This window comes from Galactobacter valiniphilus, from assembly GCF_003575975.1.
In the GTDB taxonomy this organism is placed as follows: Bacteria; Actinomycetota; Actinomycetes; order Actinomycetales; family Micrococcaceae; genus Galactobacter; species Galactobacter valiniphilus.
Genome location: NZ_QQXK01000008.1, coordinates 95853 through 112399, shown reverse-complemented (window position 1 = coordinate 112399; position 16547 = coordinate 95853). Strand labels below are relative to the sequence as shown.

General features: G+C 69.6%; 13 protein-coding genes. 2 read left to right on the top strand and 11 right to left on the bottom strand.

Annotated elements, in window-relative coordinates:
- Nucleotides 1–85 precede the first annotated feature (85 nt).
- Nucleotides 86–1015: a hypothetical protein gene (locus DWB68_RS05645; protein WP_158588220.1), complete on the top strand. Its 930-nt coding sequence runs from the start codon at nucleotides 86–88 to the stop codon at nucleotides 1013–1015.
- Here the strand turns inward: DWB68_RS05645 and DWB68_RS15950 are convergent.
- Nucleotides 1012–1572, bottom strand: coding sequence for a peptidylprolyl isomerase (locus tag DWB68_RS15950; RefSeq protein WP_147391598.1), 561 nt, complete (start codon nucleotides 1570–1572; stop codon nucleotides 1012–1014). The two genes, DWB68_RS05645 and DWB68_RS15950, sit on opposite strands and share 4 nt — an antisense overlap.
- A gap of 180 nt (nucleotides 1573–1752) precedes the next feature.
- On the opposite strand from DWB68_RS15950, the gene DWB68_RS05640 reads away from it, so the two are divergent.
- A complete protein-coding gene (locus DWB68_RS05640) occupies nucleotides 1753–3195 on the top strand; it encodes a M17 family metallopeptidase (protein ID WP_158588219.1) in 1443 nt (480 codons plus the stop codon).
- Here the strand turns inward: DWB68_RS05640 and DWB68_RS05635 are convergent.
- The 10 genes from DWB68_RS05635 to DWB68_RS05590 all read right to left on the bottom strand — a co-directional run bounded on the left by DWB68_RS05635 (nucleotide 3192) and on the right by DWB68_RS05590 (nucleotide 16535).
- Nucleotides 3192–4421 (bottom strand): metal-dependent hydrolase family protein, encoded by a 1230-nt coding sequence (locus tag DWB68_RS05635; protein ID WP_119424165.1) that lies wholly within the window; start codon nucleotides 4419–4421, stop codon nucleotides 3192–3194. The two genes, DWB68_RS05640 and DWB68_RS05635, sit on opposite strands and share 4 nt — an antisense overlap.
- A gap of 131 nt (nucleotides 4422–4552) precedes the next feature.
- Nucleotides 4553–6265, bottom strand: coding sequence for a hydantoinase B/oxoprolinase family protein (locus DWB68_RS05630; protein ID WP_119424164.1), 1713 nt, complete (start codon nucleotides 6263–6265; stop codon nucleotides 4553–4555).
- 1 nt (nucleotide 6266) lies between these two features.
- Nucleotides 6267–8321, bottom strand: a complete 2055-nt coding sequence (locus DWB68_RS05625; RefSeq protein ID WP_119424163.1) for a hydantoinase/oxoprolinase family protein — start codon at nucleotides 8319–8321, stop codon at nucleotides 6267–6269.
- A 49-nt stretch (nucleotides 8322–8370) separates the two neighbouring features.
- Nucleotides 8371–8682 carry a hypothetical protein gene (locus DWB68_RS05620; RefSeq protein WP_119424162.1) on the bottom strand — a complete coding sequence of 104 codons (312 nt, stop codon included), beginning with the start codon at nucleotides 8680–8682 and terminating at the stop codon, nucleotides 8371–8373.
- Nucleotides 8683–8844: 162 nt separating this feature from the next.
- Nucleotides 8845–10326, bottom strand: coding sequence for a helix-turn-helix domain-containing protein (locus DWB68_RS05615; RefSeq protein WP_119424161.1), 1482 nt, complete (start codon nucleotides 10324–10326; stop codon nucleotides 8845–8847).
- Nucleotides 10323–11402, bottom strand: a complete 1080-nt coding sequence (locus tag DWB68_RS05610; protein ID WP_119424160.1) for a DUF917 domain-containing protein — start codon at nucleotides 11400–11402, stop codon at nucleotides 10323–10325. Before DWB68_RS05610 ends, DWB68_RS05615 begins: the two co-directional genes overlap by 4 nt.
- Nucleotides 11399–12724 carry a hydantoinase/oxoprolinase family protein gene (locus tag DWB68_RS05605; protein ID WP_119424159.1) on the bottom strand — a complete coding sequence of 442 codons (1326 nt, stop codon included), beginning with the start codon at nucleotides 12722–12724 and terminating at the stop codon, nucleotides 11399–11401. The genes DWB68_RS05610 and DWB68_RS05605 overlap by 4 nt, the downstream gene beginning before the upstream one ends.
- 116 nt (nucleotides 12725–12840) lie before the next feature.
- Nucleotides 12841–13887 carry an ABC transporter permease gene (locus tag DWB68_RS05600; RefSeq protein ID WP_233548634.1) on the bottom strand — a complete coding sequence of 349 codons (1047 nt, stop codon included), beginning with the start codon at nucleotides 13885–13887 and terminating at the stop codon, nucleotides 12841–12843.
- Between the two features lie 9 nt (nucleotides 13888–13896).
- Entirely contained in the window at nucleotides 13897–15375 is a 1479-nt protein-coding gene (locus tag DWB68_RS05595; protein WP_119424158.1) for a sugar ABC transporter ATP-binding protein, read from the bottom strand.
- Between the two features lie 155 nt (nucleotides 15376–15530).
- Nucleotides 15531–16535, bottom strand: coding sequence for a sugar ABC transporter substrate-binding protein (locus DWB68_RS05590; RefSeq protein WP_199700391.1), 1005 nt, complete (start codon nucleotides 16533–16535; stop codon nucleotides 15531–15533).
- Nucleotides 16536–16547: the final 12 nt, after the last annotated feature.

Sequence of the window (16547 nt, the reverse complement as noted above, 5' to 3'; positions counted from 1 at the left end):
CGTCTTCTGAAGCGCCCCCTTCACGTTCTACGCTGGCACCCGGCCGCCCGGAGAGGCAGCCGCACACGAGCGGGAGGCGGGGCACATGCGGGCTACGCGTTGGGTGCTGTGTGTTCTGGCGGCCTGTGCGGCCGCGGCGGCGGTGCTGGCGGCGTTGCTCTTGCCCGTCCCCGGGCCGAGCTCAGGGGACGTCCGGGCGCCCATGACGGTGGGCGGGCACACCCTGGGCGACAGCACTGCACGGGATGTCGTTGAGCGCCTCCGGCAGGCCATGGCCGATCTCATGGCGGGGAAGACGCCGGACGACACGCTCGGGGCCGGTGTCGTCAAGCAGGCTCGAGCGGCCATCGAGCCCTTTGTCGATGGCTCCGGGGACATCACCCGAAGCACCCTCACACTCGAGCCGGAGGGATGGCGCGAACTCAACGGAGCCGGGTTCGTCACCGTCGGCGGCACCCTTGAGTGGTCCACCCGCGTCGGCAACGACACCGTTGACAGCGGTTCGGCGATGCCGATGCTCCTCGAGCTGACGTGGGGTGAAGGCCGCTGGGACGTCGCGTTCGTCCAGCACCTGCCGGACGGCGGGTTCTACGGTTCGGAGGAACCGCAGCTCGCGCCGTGGGCCCAACCGTGGCTCGTGGGGCTGGCCTGCGGGCTTGCCGGCCTCGGGGCGCTTCTGCTGCTGTGCTTCCCGCGTTTGGCCAGCGGGTGGAGGTCCGCGATCGTGGTCCCCGCCGTGATGATTGCGGGCGCCATCTTGCTCCTGGGCTCAGGGGCTCCCTCCTCGGCGGACGGAGGCCAGATCTTTTCGTCGTACCTCGACACGCTTGTGGAGCGGCCCATCATCCGGCCGGGCGGCTGGGCCGACGTGGACGCCAACGGGTTCCAGGCCTATGCCGACGCGGTGCACACGTTCTTCTGGCTCGTCGCCGCCCTTCTGGGTGCCCTCGCCCTGGCAGCGGCGCCCCCGCGGAGGTCGCCCGCCGATGACGACCCCCGCCAGTCGGTCGCCTAAGCGGCGAGGACGCGCACCGACAGGATCCCGATCACAGGGTCGAGGGACTGCCCAGCGGCCGGCGAGGCGTGGATCGCACGGACCACGTCCATGCCGGCGCTCACCCGCCCGAAGGCCGCGAAGCCCTGGCCGTCCGGATTGCGCTGGCCCCCAAAGTCGAGCGCGGGCTGATCGCCCAGGCACAGGAAGAACTCCGTCGTGGCGCTGTCGGGTTCGAGCCGACCCATCGAGAGCGTCCCGTCGAGGTGGCTGAGGCCGGTCTCCGCCGTGGTTTCCAAGGCGATGGGGGCGCCGATCCTGGCCCCGGTGCGGGCATCGCCCTGCACCACGCTGATGGGGACATCGCCGTTGGGCAGGATCGCGGAGTCCAGCTCCTCGAGGCCGGGGAGCAGGCCGTTCCCGGAGGTCTTGGGGCTCACCACCCGGCTGAACGCAGCGCCGTCGTAGGCCCCGTCCTCGACGTAGCGCACGAAGTTCCGGACGGTGATCGGGGCCCGCTCGCCCTCGAGCTGCACGTCGAAGGTGCCGAGCTGGGTCGTGAATCTCACGTGGGTCATCTGGTCTCCAAGGGGTCTGGCGCTCACGTGCCGCGGTGCGGAAGGGCGCAGGGATGCCGACGCGTTCCAGGGTGCGTGAGGGGTGGGGAGGCGGCTTGTGCAATCTGCACAAGCCGCGCGTTGTCGGCCCTCCTAGGGTGTCGGCACACCGACGTTCCGCTGCCCCTCTTGAGGAGAGCCGTGATCCCCCGACTGACGCTCGTCGAGCGCCCCACCGTCTTCCCCGCCGTCGTGCTCCCGCCCGAGGCAGACGCCGCCCAGGGGGGACCCGTGCGCGTGGTCCCCTGGCCGGACGGTTCCCTGAGGGCCTCTCGCCCTCCCGTGGCCGGCTCGCGTGTCGGTGACCCCGGCGGCAGCGAGGCACTGCGGGCCTGGGGGAGCGAGGCGGCGGGGGCACTCGCTGCGCTCTCGCGCTCGTGGGGCACCCCCGTGACCCTCGATCTGCGCGGTGCGCTCGGCGATGAGGGTGCCCTTCCGTCGCTGCTGGGCGGGCTCCTGGAGGGGCTACGCGGCAGCGGCGAGGACGATACGGCCGCAGGGGTGCCCCGCCTCGAGGTGGCCGTCGACGAGCCTGCGCGTTGGGACGAGGCCCTGCGCCGCGAGCTGGTGCTCGACGCCGCCGTGGCGCGGGCGGCGGAACTCACTGACGCCCGTTCCAACCAGCTCACGCCGCAGCGCTTCGCAGATCGGCTGCGGCAGCTCGCGGCGAGCCACGGCATGGGCGTGCGCGTCACCGAGGGGGCGGCCGTCGCGGCCGAGGGCTACAGGGCGCTCGGCGCCATCGGGCAGGGCTCCACCCAGCACCCCCCGATCCTGGTGGAACTCTGGATCGCCGCGAACGCTGATCCGGCGCCGGCCCAGCCGCCAGCGGGCGCCGTGGCCCTCGCCGGCAAGGGCGTGACCTTCGACAGCGGCGGGCTGAGCATCAAGCCGGCCGCTGGCATGTATTCCATGCACACCGACTGCGCGGGAGCCGCCGCGGTGGCCGGCGCCCTGGTCGCGCTCGCCGAACTGGGATCGCCTGTGCCGGTGTACGCGGCGCTGCCGCTCGTCGAAAACCTGCCGGGCCCCGAGGCCATCCGCCCCGGCGACGTCGTGACGGCCAGGAACGGCACCACCATCGAGATCGCGGACACCGACTTCGAGGGCCGGGTCATCCTCGCAGACGCCCTCTCGCGGCTCGCGGAGGCCTCACCGCGCGCGGTGGTCTCCTGGGCCACGCTCACCTATCAGAGCGAGGTTGCCCTCGGCCCCGAGATCGCTGGGCTGTTCGCCCGCGAGGCGGAGCTCTCCCGCCGCCTCGAGCAGGCCGGCGCGCGCGCCGGGGAGGCGCTCTGGCCCATGCCCTTCGCCCGCCGCTACGCGTCCCAGCTGCGGTCTGGGGCGCCCGGAGCGCAGCTGCGTAACCACCCGCTCGCCGCGACCGGCCGGGCCATCACGGCTGCCCTCTTCCTCGGCGAATTCGTGCCGGAGCACATTCCGTTTGCTCACGTTGACTTCGCCGGGCCCGCCGTGCGCACGGGGGCGGATGGCCCGGACGCCACCGGGTATGGCGTGCGGACCATCGCCGAGTTGCTGCTTGGCTGGGAGCACGCAGCAGAGGCGCCGGCCGGCCTCGGCTAGCTCATCGACGCGACGAGCTCCTCGACGTCCCGCCCGCCGCGCAGCACCGCGCGGCGGGCGGCCTGCTCCCAGAGCGCCGCCGGGTGTTCAAGGGGGTTCTCACGCAGCATCACGAGATCGGCATGGGCGCCCTCCGTGAGCCTCCCCAAGCGCGGATCGCGCAGGATGCGCGCGTTGGCAGCGGTCATGGAGTGCAGAGCCCGATCCGGACCGAGGGCCGCCACCTGCAGCCGCACGCCGGTGAGCTGCTCGTCCTCGAGATCGCCCATGAGGTCGGTGCCGAAGCCGACCAGCACTCCCGCGTGATCCGCCATGGCTGCGGCCTCGCTTCCCTGGGAGAGCACCTCGTCATTCTTGGCGAGCGAGACGGCGTTCAGACCCAGCGCTGCGCCCCGGCGGCCCATGGCGTCGTACGCCGCCAAGGTGGGGACTAGTGCCGTGCCAGTGCGCGCCATCTCCCCGGCCGTCGCGCCGTCGATCAGGTTTCCGTGTTCGATGCACCGCACGCCGTTTTCGATCGAGTGGCGCACCGCCTCGGCAGAGTAGGAATGCGCGGTGACGTAGCTGCCGCGGCGCGTCGCCTCGTCCGTGACCGCGCGCAGCTCCTCGGCCGAGTACTGCGGGATCGGCAGCGGATCGGTGAGCGAGAAGACCCCGCCGGAGGTCATGACCTTGATGGCGTGAGCCCCGGTGCGCAGGCGCTCGCGCACCGCCACACGCAGCGGCTCCACGCCGTCCACAACCTCGCACATGTGCCCGTGAGAGAAGCACACGTCCACCTCGGCCGAGCGCGGATCGCCGTGGCCTCCCGTCTGGCTGAGGGCCGGGCCCGTGAACAGGTAGCGCGGGGACGAGAAGAGGCCGGCGTCGACGGCGTGCCGCAGCCCGATGTCGCCGCCCGCCACGTCGCGGACGGTGGTGAAGCCGCGCCGCAGCGCAGCTTTGAGTCGCACGCTCGCGCTGAGCGCGGCGAAGGAGAGCGGGCCTCGTTCGTTTTCGAGGCCGTCCATGCTGATCGCGTAGGCGTGGAAGTGGGCGTCGATGAGCCCGGGGATGACCCACGATCCGGCGCCGTCGACGCGGCGCGTGGGACGTCCGGGGACGGTGGCCCCGGCGATGAGGCCGTCGAGAAGGATCAGCGGGCGCTGGACAAATCCCGCGTCGATCCCGTCCCAGATCATGGCGTCGGTGATGATCACCTGCTCGTGGGGTGCGTTCGTGCTCATAGACTGCTCGCTTTCACTGAGGGGTCGGAACCCACTGGACGGGGTGCCCGACGGCGTGGGGTCGCCTCGGGCTGAAAACGGCGCGGGGCCGCGCCGGTGAAACGGCACGGCCCCGCGCTGGGGGTGAGGACTCAGGCCACCGGCGCGCGCAGCGCGGCGGTCGCCTCCTCGTCGATGGCGAAGCCCTCGGTCACCACGAGGCGGTAGTCGCGGGCCGCGGCGGCCACCGAGAGGTAGCCATTGCGCACGTCGCGAACCACGGCCTGCGGATCGCGTTCCATCGGATCGCCGTAGCCGCCGCCGCCACCCGTCGCGTTGACGAGCACCTCGCCGGCCGCCATGTGGTTGTAGCTGGGGCCCTCCCAGCGCTTGGCGTCAGTGCCCGGGTTGAGGATGACCGCGTTCGGGGTGGCCTCGTGCCCGCCCTCGATACCCCACGGCTTGGTGCGGGTCTTGTAGGAGAGCATGATGCCGATGCCGGGCGCCGTGTAGCGGTAGGCGCGCGAGATGCCAACGCCGCCGCGGTACTTGCCGGCGCCGCTGCTGTCCTGGCGGTAGCCGTAGTGCTCAAGGAACAGCGGCGTACGCATCTCAAACACCTCGATGGGGGTGTTGCGGCAGCCGGGCTCGGACAGGTGCATGATGCCGTCCTCGCCGTCCATGGTCGCGGAGCCGCCGAAGCCCACCGCCTCGTTGCTGCCGTCCTGCCACTGCTCGCCGGTGTGCGGGTCGGTGCCCAGGCCGATGAACGCGCAGACGTCGCCGCCGGAGCACGCAGGGATGCGGTCGGGCATCGCCTGGGCGAGGGCCTTCAGGACGACCTCGCCGGCGAGGATGCCCGTCCACAGCGTGAACGTGGGCATGGGAGGAATCGCGTGCACCACGGATCCCTCCTCGGTGACCACGCGCATGGGCGCGAAGTTTCCAGCGACCACCGGCGAATCCGGAGTCGTGACCGACTTGAAGATGAGCGAGCACGCAGCGGTGGTCAGGCCCACCGGGACGTTGACTGGGCCGCGGACGCCCTTGGCGCTGCCGGTCCAGTCAATGACCATCTCGTCGTCGGTGATCGTCACGGTCACCTGCAGGCGCACCAGCTCGCCCACGTCCACACCGTCCTCGTCGACATAGTCGACGGCCGTCCAGCTGCCCTTCGGCAGCTTCTTCAGGGCCATGCGCGAAAGGCGCTCTCCGTGCGCGTTGATCGCGTCCATTGCCTCGGTCAGGGTGTCCGGGCCGTACTTGGCCGCGAGTTCCTGCGTGCGCTTAACGCCGGTGTAAACGGCGGAGACCTGCGACTGGATGTCGCCGATCGTGTGCCGCGGGCGGCGGCTGTTGAACTTGATGATGTTGTAGACGTCCTCATTGCGAACGCCGCGGCGGTACAGCTTGGAGGCGGGCATCATGAGGCCCTCCTGCGACATGTCCGTCGAGTCGAGAACGTAGCCCGGATCCTTCTGGTTCAGGTCCGTCACGTGCACACGGCAGCTCGTGAAGCCGATGAGCTCGTCGTTGAAGTGGATCGGGGCAAACACCAGAGGGTCAAGCGCGTGGGCGCTGGCCCAGTACGGGTAGTTCATGATGAACACGTCGCCAGGCTCCATCGTGTCCTTGCCGAGGAAGTCGATGGCGTACTTAATACCCATGTCGTTGCCGCGCGTGAACACCGCCACGCCGGGGGTGTCGGCGACGACGTCGCCGCTCGCGTCGTGGATGCCGATGCCGTAGTCGTGGACCTCGTACACGACCGTGTTGTAGGCGGTGCGGCACAGATTGCGGGCGATCTCCTCGGCCGCGGCCAACAGCCCGTGGCGGATGATCTCGGTGGTGATGGCGTCGACCATGTCAGGCGTCCTTGCTCTCGGTGGCGGAGTGGATGGTGATCGTGAGCTCTCCGTACTCGCCGACCACGAGTCGGTCGCCGGCATGCATCACGGTGGTGGCGGTGTGCTCGGTGATGACGGCGGGCCCCTCGACCACATCGCCGACCAGGAGGTCCTCGCGCGCCACGAGGGCGTACTCGGCCTTGACGTCGCCCGGTAACGTCACGACGCGGGTGCCGCTCGTGTAGCTCTCGCCGGCGGCGCGGTGCGCCAGGCGCGGCAGGTCGGGCTTGTCCACCACACCGACCGCGGCGAGGCGCAGCGTCGTCACCTCGTGGGGATCATCGAGCACGTGGCCGTACTGGCGCTCGTGCGCCTCGTCGAAGTCCGCGCGGATGGCCTCGCGCGGGTCGTCGAGCTCCGCGCGGTATCCCACGGACACCGAGTGCTCCTGGCCCAGGAAGCGAACTTCCACGCCGCGCTGGAACAGCTGGGCATCCGCGGAGAAGCCCTCGGCGCTCAACAGAGCAGAGGCCTCGCGCTCCATGTCGGCGTAGAGCTGCTCGGCGACCTCGAGGTCCAGCTCGGCGAGCGGGCGCACGAGGGTCCGCGAGAGGTCGTGCTGCACGTCGGCCATGAGCATGCCGAGGGCGGAGAAGGCGCCCTGCCCCGGAGGCACGATGACCTCGGGCACCCCGAGCTCGCGGGCCACATCCACGGCCACGAGGCCACCGCCGCCGCCGAAGGACAGCATCGCGAAGTCCTGCGGGTCGTGGCCGAGCTCGATCGTGATCGCGCGGACGGCGCCGGTGATCTTGGCGTTTGAAATGTTGACCATGCCGCGGGCGAGTTCGGTCGTGCTCAGCCCGAGCTCGTCGGCGATCGGGGCCAGGGCGGCCTCGGCGGCCGGGGCGTCCAGCGTGAGCGAGCCGCCGAGCGGGGTGTCAGCACCGAGGTAGCCGATGGCCAGCGCCGCGTCGGTGAACGTGGGGCGGGTGCCGCCGCGGCCGTAGGCGGCGGGGCCGGGCTGCGCGCCGGCGCTCTCCGGGCCCACCTGCAGGCCGCCGGCAGCATCCAGGTAACCGAGCGAGCCGCCGCCGGCACCAATGGTGTGGATGTAGAGCGAGGGGGTGTTGATCGGCAGGCCCTCGAACTCGGCGCCGCGGTAGAGCACCGGGGCGTGGTCCAGGACCAGCGAGGCGTCGAGGGATGTGCCGCCCATGTCGATCGTGATCAGGTTCGGGCGGTTCACGAGCTTGGAGAAGCCGGCGGCGCCGACGACGCCGCCCGCCGGACCCGAGAGGATCAGGTTCACCGGCTGTTCGCGGGCCATGCTGGCGGTCATGGCGCCGCCGCCCGAGCGGGACATGAGGAACTGGCCTTCGAAGTCGCGGGCCTCGAGCTCCTTGCCGAGGCCAAGCAGGTAGCTGCGCATGATGGGCTTGATGTAGGCGTCGAGCACGGCGGTGCTCGTGCGCTCGTATTCGCGGTACTCGCGCGAGAGCTCGTGGGAGACCGAGACCTCGATGCCCGGCACCTCCTCGAGCAGGATGTCGCGCATGCGGGCCTCGTGGGCGGGCGCCACGTAGGCGTGGAGGAAGCAGATCGCGACGGCGGCATAGCCGCGGCGGCCGATCTCGCGTGCCAGCTCGCGGGCCTCGTCCTCGTCCAGCGGTGTGGCGACGCTGCCGTCGAAGAGCGATCGCTCGGTCACCTCGAAGGTGTCGTAGCGCTCCATGAGGGCCTTGGGTTTGTGGTACGTCAGGTCGTACATCGGCACGCGGTTGGTGCGACCGAGCAGGTAGACATCGCGGAAGCCGCGCGTGGCGATCGTGGCGATCTTGGCACCGGACCGCGTGAGCAGGGCGTTGAGACCCAGGGTGCTGCCGTGGTTGAACATCGAGACCTGGGCCGGCTCGGCCTCGGCCTTACCGAAGGCGGCAAGCACTCCTTCGGTGGGGGCGCTGGGGGTGGTCGGGACCTTCTCGAAGCGCAGCTCGCCGGTCTCGGGGACCAGCTTGACGACGTCGGTGAAGGTGCCGCCGACGTCGATGGCGACGCGGACGTTGTTGCTCATGGGGAGTCCTTCCAATGGGGTGGAGGTGTGGGGAGAACGGGAGGCGTGGCTACCCGCGCGAGGCGCCGTGATCGACCTGGTAGAGCGCACCCTCACCGACCCGGCGCCCCAGCAGTTCCTGGAGCTCGGGGGCGAAACGCCCGCGCACCGGGTGCTCAAGCCACTCGGTGTAGGCGGCCGCGTCCGGCCAGTCGGCGGTCACGAGGACGGTTCCCGAGCCGTCCGCCGCGACGGCGATGTCGGAGCGAATCTGGCGGGTGTGACGCAGCGAGGTGCTGAGGATGTCCAGGCGGCGGTACAGCTCCAAGAGCGCGGGGACGTCCTCGGCGGCTGGCGAAAACGTCAGAAGGGAACGAATCATGCGGTGCCTCGATCGTGCCGTGGGGCGCGGAGACCGTCGCTGGGAGGCCCCCGAACCGGGTCGGGACGCCGCTTCAGGCGGCGTCTTGCGACAGTATCGAGAGTGATCTGGGGCACACCGGGCAGAGTGCCCTCGCTAGCGGCGCGGGCGAGGGCAGCTCGCCTAGAGGGTGGTCTCGGGGACCTCTGGACGCACGCCCCGCAGGAGGAGGTGCATGGGCAACACGGAGTCCGGGGCAGACAGATCCACGCCCAACTCCTCGGCTCGACGCACCCGGGTCTGCACGGTGTTGCGGTGCACGCCCAGGAGTCTTGCCGCGCCGCTCACGGACCCCTTGGAATCGAGGAACGCCAGCACGGACTCCACGAGCTCGTCGCGGCCCGGGTCCGCCATGAGCTCGGGCAGGAGCTTGGTGACCAGCTCCCGCGCGAGGTCGGCCGGCAAGACGCGATGCAGCACGCCGGCCGTGACGCTGTCGAAGCACAGCGGCTGGGCATCGGCAACGCGGGCGGCCAGCCAGGCCTCGCTCAGTTCCGAGGCGGCCTCGCCCGGGGTGTCTCGGTGCCGGGAATACCCGATGCTGACATCGGGCAAGGGTTCCTCGGCGAAGGCCAGGCGCAGGGCGCGGGCGAACCGCCCGTGCTCCGCCGGGGTCGCCGAGGGGACGAACGCGATCCAGCCGTCGCTCGTCCTGGCCAGGGGCGTGGCCGGTGCGCACTTGAGCCACCGCTGGTGCACCGCGGCCCCGACGCGCTTGCGGTGCTTGGCCAGGATGCACACGGCGAGGTGGGCGTCGGCGACCGGATCCTGCCCCGGGGCGCCCTGCGCCGCCTTCGCCTCGCCCGGCGTCGGAGCCGTGAGCTCCCACGGCCGCCGTCCACCCGTCAGAGCGGGCAGGCTCAGGGCAGGCAGCGAGTCGCGCATGGCCCGTAGCTGCGCCTCGAGGACGAGAGCGCTGAGCACCGGTGCCGTCGCTTCGAGCACGCGCTCGGCGTACGGCGCTTCGTGCGGCCACACCTCGACGCTGACGCGCTGCCCGTCCGCATTGCGGGGGTGCAAGGGCACCGACACGAGCGTGCGCTCCTCGGGAGCCTGGTGATCGTGCTTGCCCTGCCGCGGGGCGAGGGGGAGCCCCTCGGCCGACTCGAGGCGGGCCGACGCCCCGTCGAGCTCCCCGGCCACGATCCGCAGCGCCTCGTCGACCGACCGAGCTGAGGCGATGCGCCGCCCGAACTGGTGGACGCTGCTGAGCTGACCGGCCTTCGCGACGCCGAGCCGCATCGCCAGTTCGATGGCCACCTTGCTCGCCTCCGCGCTGCTGCCGAGGAGCGAAACGTCCAGCCGTTCGGCCAGGGCCTTTTCGACGTCCGAGATCCTGTCCTGCGCCACGACGAGCCCGCTCGCCCGGCGCTCCCAGGCGTAGCGCAGGGCCGCGGAGATCATCCACGGACCAAGCCCGGGGTCGTCGGCGACAACCACCAGCGTGTCGGCGCGCACCGTCGTGACGTCGTCGATGCTCGAGACGAGCGCCACGGATTCGACCCGGGTGGCCGCCTGGGCCAGGTATTCGGCGCGGAGCCCAGCCACGGCGGGAGCCTCCAGGAGCGCCGCCAGGTCAACCTGTTCGTGGCTACGGCGGTTCATCGACGCCCCTCCCGTCGATGCGTGCCAAGGCCAAAGGCCTCGGGGCCGGCCAGGGCGAGCCCCTCCGGGGTGTACCAGGCGGGCGCCGCGGGCAAGACGACGACGTCCACGACGTTTCCGGGCCACAGGTGCTCGAGCGAGAGCACGGCGCCGGACTCCGGGTCCATGAGAGTGATGATGTCGGGCATGGACGCTCTGACGGAGCCGTCGATCATGAGCATGAGGATCTCGTTTTCTACCTGCAATTGGACGACCCGCCCCTGGGCGAGATCGTTGAGGATGACCTGGGAGGGGAACTTGACCTGCCCGGGCAGGCTGGGGTGGGCGTGCCAGCCCGCCTGGGCCACCTCGGCGCGGACCACCTGCTTGACCCCAGCGAGGCGGCGCAGCGCCGCATGCTTTTGAGCGCTCGGCAGGGGCGAGCGCAAGAGGGAACCGATGCTGATGAGCTGCGAGAGGCTTCCGAGCAGCGCGGACGTGGCCGCGGTCGCGGCGTCCATGGGGTAGCTGGCCGTGGCCACCCAGCCCCCGAACTCGTCGGCAAGGGAACGCAGAACGTGATCGGCCCGTTCCGGCCTCGAAATCTGCAGCACCGCGCTTTCCCCGAGTGCACCCGCAGCAGCGACTGGGCCGACCGGCAATCCGGCGAGGGTGAAGACGGTCTGATTCACCAGAGGAAAAATGCGGCCCATCGGGTCGGCGTCCACCACCGGCAGCCCGGTCTGGACGGAAATGGCCATGGCAAGTAACACATTGGCGTTGCCGCCGGCGAGAGGCATGATGCCGCGAACCGGGCGGCCCACCGCCTCGGCAAGCAGTTCAAGGCACGTCACGAATTCGTCGCCGACCGGTCGCAGCTCGGTGACGGGTTGCCCCTTGTTCACGAAGCCGATGGTGGCGATGAGGTCCGTGTCCTCGAACGCCGAGATGTCGAGCAGTTCGGGCCCAGGGGCCCCGGCGCGCATGTATTCAAGCGCCGTGTCCCGCAGTTCCTCACACCATTCATGAGAGACGGAACACGAGGTGAAGAGGGCGCCCTCGAGCAGGTGATCGAGATCGGCTTCGGAGAGTCTCATGCGCCCTGCTGGGAGGCAAGTGTCGGGGGGTCGGGGGAGGTGGCCAGGTGCGTGGGAAGGCCGTCCACGACGGCGCGCACACGGATGGCCACAATGTTGGGATGCCCAAAGGTGGCGGCCTCGGCACGAGACTCCGCGGTGCGGACGGAGGAGGGGGCGTATCCCAAGGACACGAGCCGCGCGTGTGCCCGATTCTCAGCCATCCGAAGTGCGGCGGTGAATTCCTCGTGGGTCTTAATCGTCGACATCGTGTTGACCCATTCGGTGACGGGTGCGCAAGCGGCCCCCAGCGCGCACACGGCCTCAGGCGAGGTCACGTGCACACGGGGGCCGGACCACTGCGCAAGAGTGGCGTCGGGAACGCTCCAACTCAGCGCACCGCGGCTGGCGATGAGGCCAACCTCGGTGGGGCTGTAGCGCGAGCCAACCACCGGCAGGCCATCGAGGAGTTGCCCAAGCAAGGGCTGGTGCGGGTCGTCGATGAGGAGCTTGCCTTCGCGATGGCCAAGGTGTGCTGAGGCCCCGACGATCTTGGCGGCGGGCGAGGAAGCGAGGGAGTGCACAGGTGAAACGGACAGCCTGCTCAACGAGGTGCTGCCGCCGTCGTTCGTGCTGACGAGCGGGCGCGCGAGTGGGAAGAGTTCGCGGCAGAGGGCCGCAAGCTCCGTGGCAAAGCGGGCGGTCGTCTCCGTGAGGGAACTATTGAGCATGGCCGTCCGTTCGCGTGCGGCAAAGGAGGTGCTGAAGTAGGCGTGCGAATAGCTCACCTCCGTCGGCTGGCCCCCGTCTAAGAGCGCCTTGCCCACAGCGAGTTCGTGCTGAGGATTGGTCAGACTGCCCACGGCGGTGACAACGATCCGCTGCCCGGGGGAGATGCGCCGCGCCAGTTCGGTGGCGCCGCCGAGATCGAGCGGGGCGAGTTCTTCACCGACGGCCGAATGCCCTCCGAACAGGTGATGAATCTGCGCCCGCTGCAGGCCCGGAGCGGAATTGCGCAATTCGTGAGCGCGGTCGGCCGGCGGACGAGGGGCGATCCTGACGAGAACCGGAGTCGCACCGGCCTCCGCAGGGGGCCGTTGCCGCGCACCAGCCATCCCCGCGTCGAGCAAAGTCCCAACGTCGAAGGTGATGCGTCGAACCTGAGCTCCGCTCTGCCCGGCCTTCCACGTTCGCACAAGTCGCTTGAGGCCGTCGGCCAGCAGATCCAGTTGCTGGCCATTGTCGCTTGGCGAACCCTCCACGAGTTCCGTACAGACCTGACCGCCGTCATCGATCGAGACGAGCGCAACGCGCTCGTTCCCCAAGTGCACGCCGATTCTCATGCCGTCCCTTCCTTAAGGCTCGATGGCCCCGAAAGGCGCCGCAGCGCCGTCGCCCCTTGCCCACGCCCCACTCGGGGCGGCAAGAGGCGGCGGCGACGGCGACGCAACCGGGTGTCTTACTTTCGCTTGAGGCGCTGGAAGATCAGGCTGTCGGCCGCGACGGCCACGAGAATGAGGCCGCCGGTGACCACCTGCTGATACGTGGTGTTCCATCCCAAGAGATTGAAACCGTTGGCGATGATGGTGAGCAAGACCACGCCGACCGCCGTGCGCCACACGGCTCCCGTGCCACCCATGATGCTGGTGCCGCCGATGACCACTGCAGCGATGGCCGTGAGCTCGTACCCCGTGGCCATGGCAGGTTGGGCGGAGCCGGCGCGGGAGGCGAGCACCATGCCCGCGGCCGCCGCGCACAGCCCGCTGATGGCGAAGGCCGAAATGTGCATCAAGCCCGTGCGCACGCCGCCGAGCCGCGCGGCCTCAATATTTCCGCCGACCGCGTAGACCCTGCGGCCGTAGGTGGTGCGGGCCAGGAGCAGGCCGAAGACGACGATCGCGACGACGAAGAGGACCGTGCCCGCGGTGATCCCTCCCACGACGGGAGAGGTCCAGACCCGGAAGGCCTCGGACTGAGAGGCCAAAGGAGCAACGATGGCGCCGCCGGTCAGCACGACGGCGATGCCGCGGAAGATGATGCTCGTCGCGAGCGACCCGATGAACGAATGCACGCGCGTGAACACGATGATGGATCCCGTGATCGCTCCCAACGCGGCGCCGGTGATGAGCGCGAGGACGAAGCCGAGCGCCACACCGAAGTGCTGAGTGAAGTACACGCCGGCAATCGCGGAGATGGCGAGGTTTGCGCTCGCCGAGAGGTCGAAGACACCGCTGATGATGCAGATCGTCGCTCCCACCGCCAGGAGGCCGATGACGACCGTCTGGTCGAGCACGTTGACGAGGTTTTGCTGCGTGAGGAACGTCGAGGTGGAGACGCTCAGGAAAACGATGATGGCGAGCAATCCGCCGAGCACTCCGAAGTCCTTGAGATCAAAGGGCAGGCGGGGACGACGTGCCGCTCGATGCGACTCGACGGCGGGGCGTGGGCGGTCGGGGCCGTCGGCTGGTGCCGGCGCCGCTGACTGGGGTGCGGTGGGGGTGTGCACGATTCTCTCCTACAGGAAGGCTGCGGTCATGACGTCGTTCGCGGGGGCGCCGCGACCGAACTCGGCTGCGACGGCGCCCTGACGCAGCACCAGCAGACGGTGGGACAGGGACAGGACCTCTTCGAGGTCGGAGCTGGCGACGATCACGGCGGTGCCACGGCGCGCGAGCTCGATGATGAGGTGATGGATGTTTGCCTTGGCAGCGATGTCGACACCGCGGGTTGGCTCGTCGATCAGGAGCACCCGGGGAGCCTCAACGAGCCACTTGGCGAACAGCACCTTTTGCTGATTGCCGCCGGAGAGCTCGCCCACTGAGACATGCTCAACGCGGCCCCGGATGTCGACGCTGGTGATGGCGGTACTCACCGTCTCGCGCTCGCGACCGCGCTGGATCCAGCCGAACACCTGGCGCCGACGCAGCGAAGGCAGGGCAACGTTGTCCCCGACCCCGCGCCCCAGGACCAACCCTTGTTCCTTTCTGGATTCGGGGATCAGCGCAACGCCTGCGCGCATGGCAGCGCGCAACGACGAGCGCTTCAACGGAGTGCCTGAAACGCTGATGCGCCCGGCGCTTGACCGATCCGCTCCGGCAATGGCCATGAGGGTTTCGCTGCGTCCGCTGCCCATCAGGCCGGCGAGGCCGACGATCTCCCCGGCCCGCACTTGCAGCGTGATGGACGTGATCCGCGTGTTGCTCAGGTGTTCGACGTCGAGCACCACGGCCGCGTCCGTCGGCACGGGGTCGGGGGATGCCGAGAGGGAACCCACCTCCCTGCCCACCATGAGGGCAACAACATCGCGAGGTGTGTAGCCCTGCGTCGTGTCCGTGGTGATGTGCTCGCCGTCGCGGAGGACGGTCATGCGGTCGGCGAGGCCGAGCGCCTCGTCGAGGAAGTGGGAAACGATGATGACGGTGGTCCCTTGGCTTGCCAGCCTGCGCAGAACCTTGAGCAAGTTCTGCGTGTCTTGCTCGCCGAGTGCCGCTGTCGGTTCATCCAGACACAGCACCTTTGAACCCCGTGCAAGCGCCTTCACGATTTCGAGCTGTTGGGCCTGGCCGAGGGAGAGCGTCGAGACCAGGTCATCGAGGCAGAGATCGAATCCGAGTTCGTCGATGATCCATGCCGCCGCAGAGCGGTCGGCGCCGTCGCGGGAAAACCCCGCGACGTTGTCCCACCGACCAAGGAAAATGTTCTCGAGCACCGTGCGCTGGGGGACAAGTGCCAGTTCCTGGGCAATGAGGGACACCCCAAGATCGATGGCCTCGCGGGGGCTTCCCACCCGCACCTCGCGTCCGCCAAAGCGAACAGTGCCCTCATCTGCGGAGATGACGCCACCGAGAATTTTGAGCAGCGTCGACTTGCCAGCCCCGTTCTCTCCGAGCAATGCGTGGATCTCCCCGGGGACGATGCTGAGGCTGACCCCACGCAAGACGGACGTGCCCGAGTAGCTCTTACCCACCCCCTCGAGGGTGATCGTGGGTGCCATTTGGCGATCCGTGGAGGTGTGCTGGGAGGGCGAGTGGGCTGCGGCGGGTGCGCGCGACATGGCGAGGCCTTTCTCAAGACGTGGTGGGAGCCGCGGTCCGGGTCGCCCCGGACCGCGGCGGACTCACGAACGGCGCGATCGTGAGTCGAGGAGGCTCACTCGTTGTAGCCGGAGACGAAGTTGGCCTTGTCCAGGGCCTCCTTCGTGCCGAGCCCGTTGTTCACGCCAAGAGAGCTCTCCGCGGTGGCCAGCGCGACGTCCTCGCCGCGATGCTTCTTGATCCCGTACTCGGCAGCTGTCTCGCCGTCCTTGAGAACGTCGATCGACCAGATGCCGAACCAGTCACCGTTGCGCACGTGGTCGACGGCCTGGATGGAGGCGCCGTTGCCGACGAACTTGATCTCGGTGTCCTTGCCGCCGGCCTCCCAGGCCCCGGCGATGGCCTGAGTCGAGCCGATGATGACGTCGACGCCGGGGTTCGCCTGAACGATGCTCTGGTAGGCCTTGCGGCCATCGTCCTGCGTGTAACCGCCCGTGACCTTGGGCAGGACCTTGACGTTGCTGCCGGTCGCGAGGGTATCGAGAACGGCCTTGGTCCTTGCGTTATCTAGCGGCAGGGCGGGGTTGCCTTCCATGTAGGCCACCTCGCACTCGCCCGAGACCTGCTTGCACGCGTCAAGGCCCATCGTGGCCAGGCCCTTGCCGTTGCCGACGGGCGGGTCGACGATGCTGATGGCGCCCTCGATCTGCGGCTCGGTGGTGTCAAAGTTGTCACCGACCGGGACGAACTCGATGACGACGGTGATGCCGGCCTTGATGGCGTTCTCGAGCGGCTGCTTGACCACCAGGTTGTCGTTCGCCTGCACGATCATCACGTCGAACTGCTTCGAGGTGACGGCGTCGGTGATCTGCTGAGCCTGGGCCTGGCCGTCGAAGTTGCCATCGACGAAGGTGGCGGTGGCGCCGTTGGCTTCGGCGGCCTTCTTGACGCCGCTGAACGTGCCCTGGGCAAAGGAGTTCGAGGCGGCAAAGCCGAAGAACCCGATCTTGACCGGGGCCGAGGAGCCGTCGGCAGGGGCGGCGCTACCGCCGGCGCAACCGCTGAGCGCGAGGGCCCCGGCGGTTCCGAGGGCCATCAGCATGGGGAACGTCTTCTTCATGGGATGCCTTCC

Bases quoted from the DNA above. Each gene is read 5' to 3' on its own strand.
- DWB68_RS05645 (WP_158588220.1), top strand. From the start codon at position 86: ATGCGGGCTACGCGTTGGGTGCTGTGTGTTCTGGCGGCCTGTGCGGCC.
- DWB68_RS15950 (WP_147391598.1), bottom strand. From the start codon at position 1,572: ATGACCCACGTGAGATTCACGACCCAGCTCGGCACCTTCGACGTGCAG.
- DWB68_RS05635 (WP_119424165.1), bottom strand. From the start codon at position 4,421: ATGAGCACGAACGCACCCCACGAGCAGGTGATCATCACCGACGCCATG.
- DWB68_RS05630 (WP_119424164.1), bottom strand. From the start codon at position 6,265: ATGGTCGACGCCATCACCACCGAGATCATCCGCCACGGGCTGTTGGCC.
- DWB68_RS05625 (WP_119424163.1), bottom strand. From the start codon at position 8,321: ATGAGCAACAACGTCCGCGTCGCCATCGACGTCGGCGGCACCTTCACC.
- DWB68_RS05620 (WP_119424162.1), bottom strand. From the start codon at position 8,682: ATGATTCGTTCCCTTCTGACGTTTTCGCCAGCCGCCGAGGACGTCCCC.
- DWB68_RS05615 (WP_119424161.1), bottom strand. From the start codon at position 10,326: ATGAACCGCCGTAGCCACGAACAGGTTGACCTGGCGGCGCTCCTGGAG.
- DWB68_RS05610 (WP_119424160.1), bottom strand. From the start codon at position 11,402: ATGAGACTCTCCGAAGCCGATCTCGATCACCTGCTCGAGGGCGCCCTC.
- DWB68_RS05605 (WP_119424159.1), bottom strand. From the start codon at position 12,724: ATGAGAATCGGCGTGCACTTGGGGAACGAGCGCGTTGCGCTCGTCTCG.
- DWB68_RS05595 (WP_119424158.1), bottom strand. From the start codon at position 15,375: ATGGCACCCACGATCACCCTCGAGGGGGTGGGTAAGAGCTACTCGGGC.
- DWB68_RS05590 (WP_199700391.1), bottom strand. From the start codon at position 16,535: ATGAAGAAGACGTTCCCCATGCTGATGGCCCTCGGAACCGCCGGGGCC.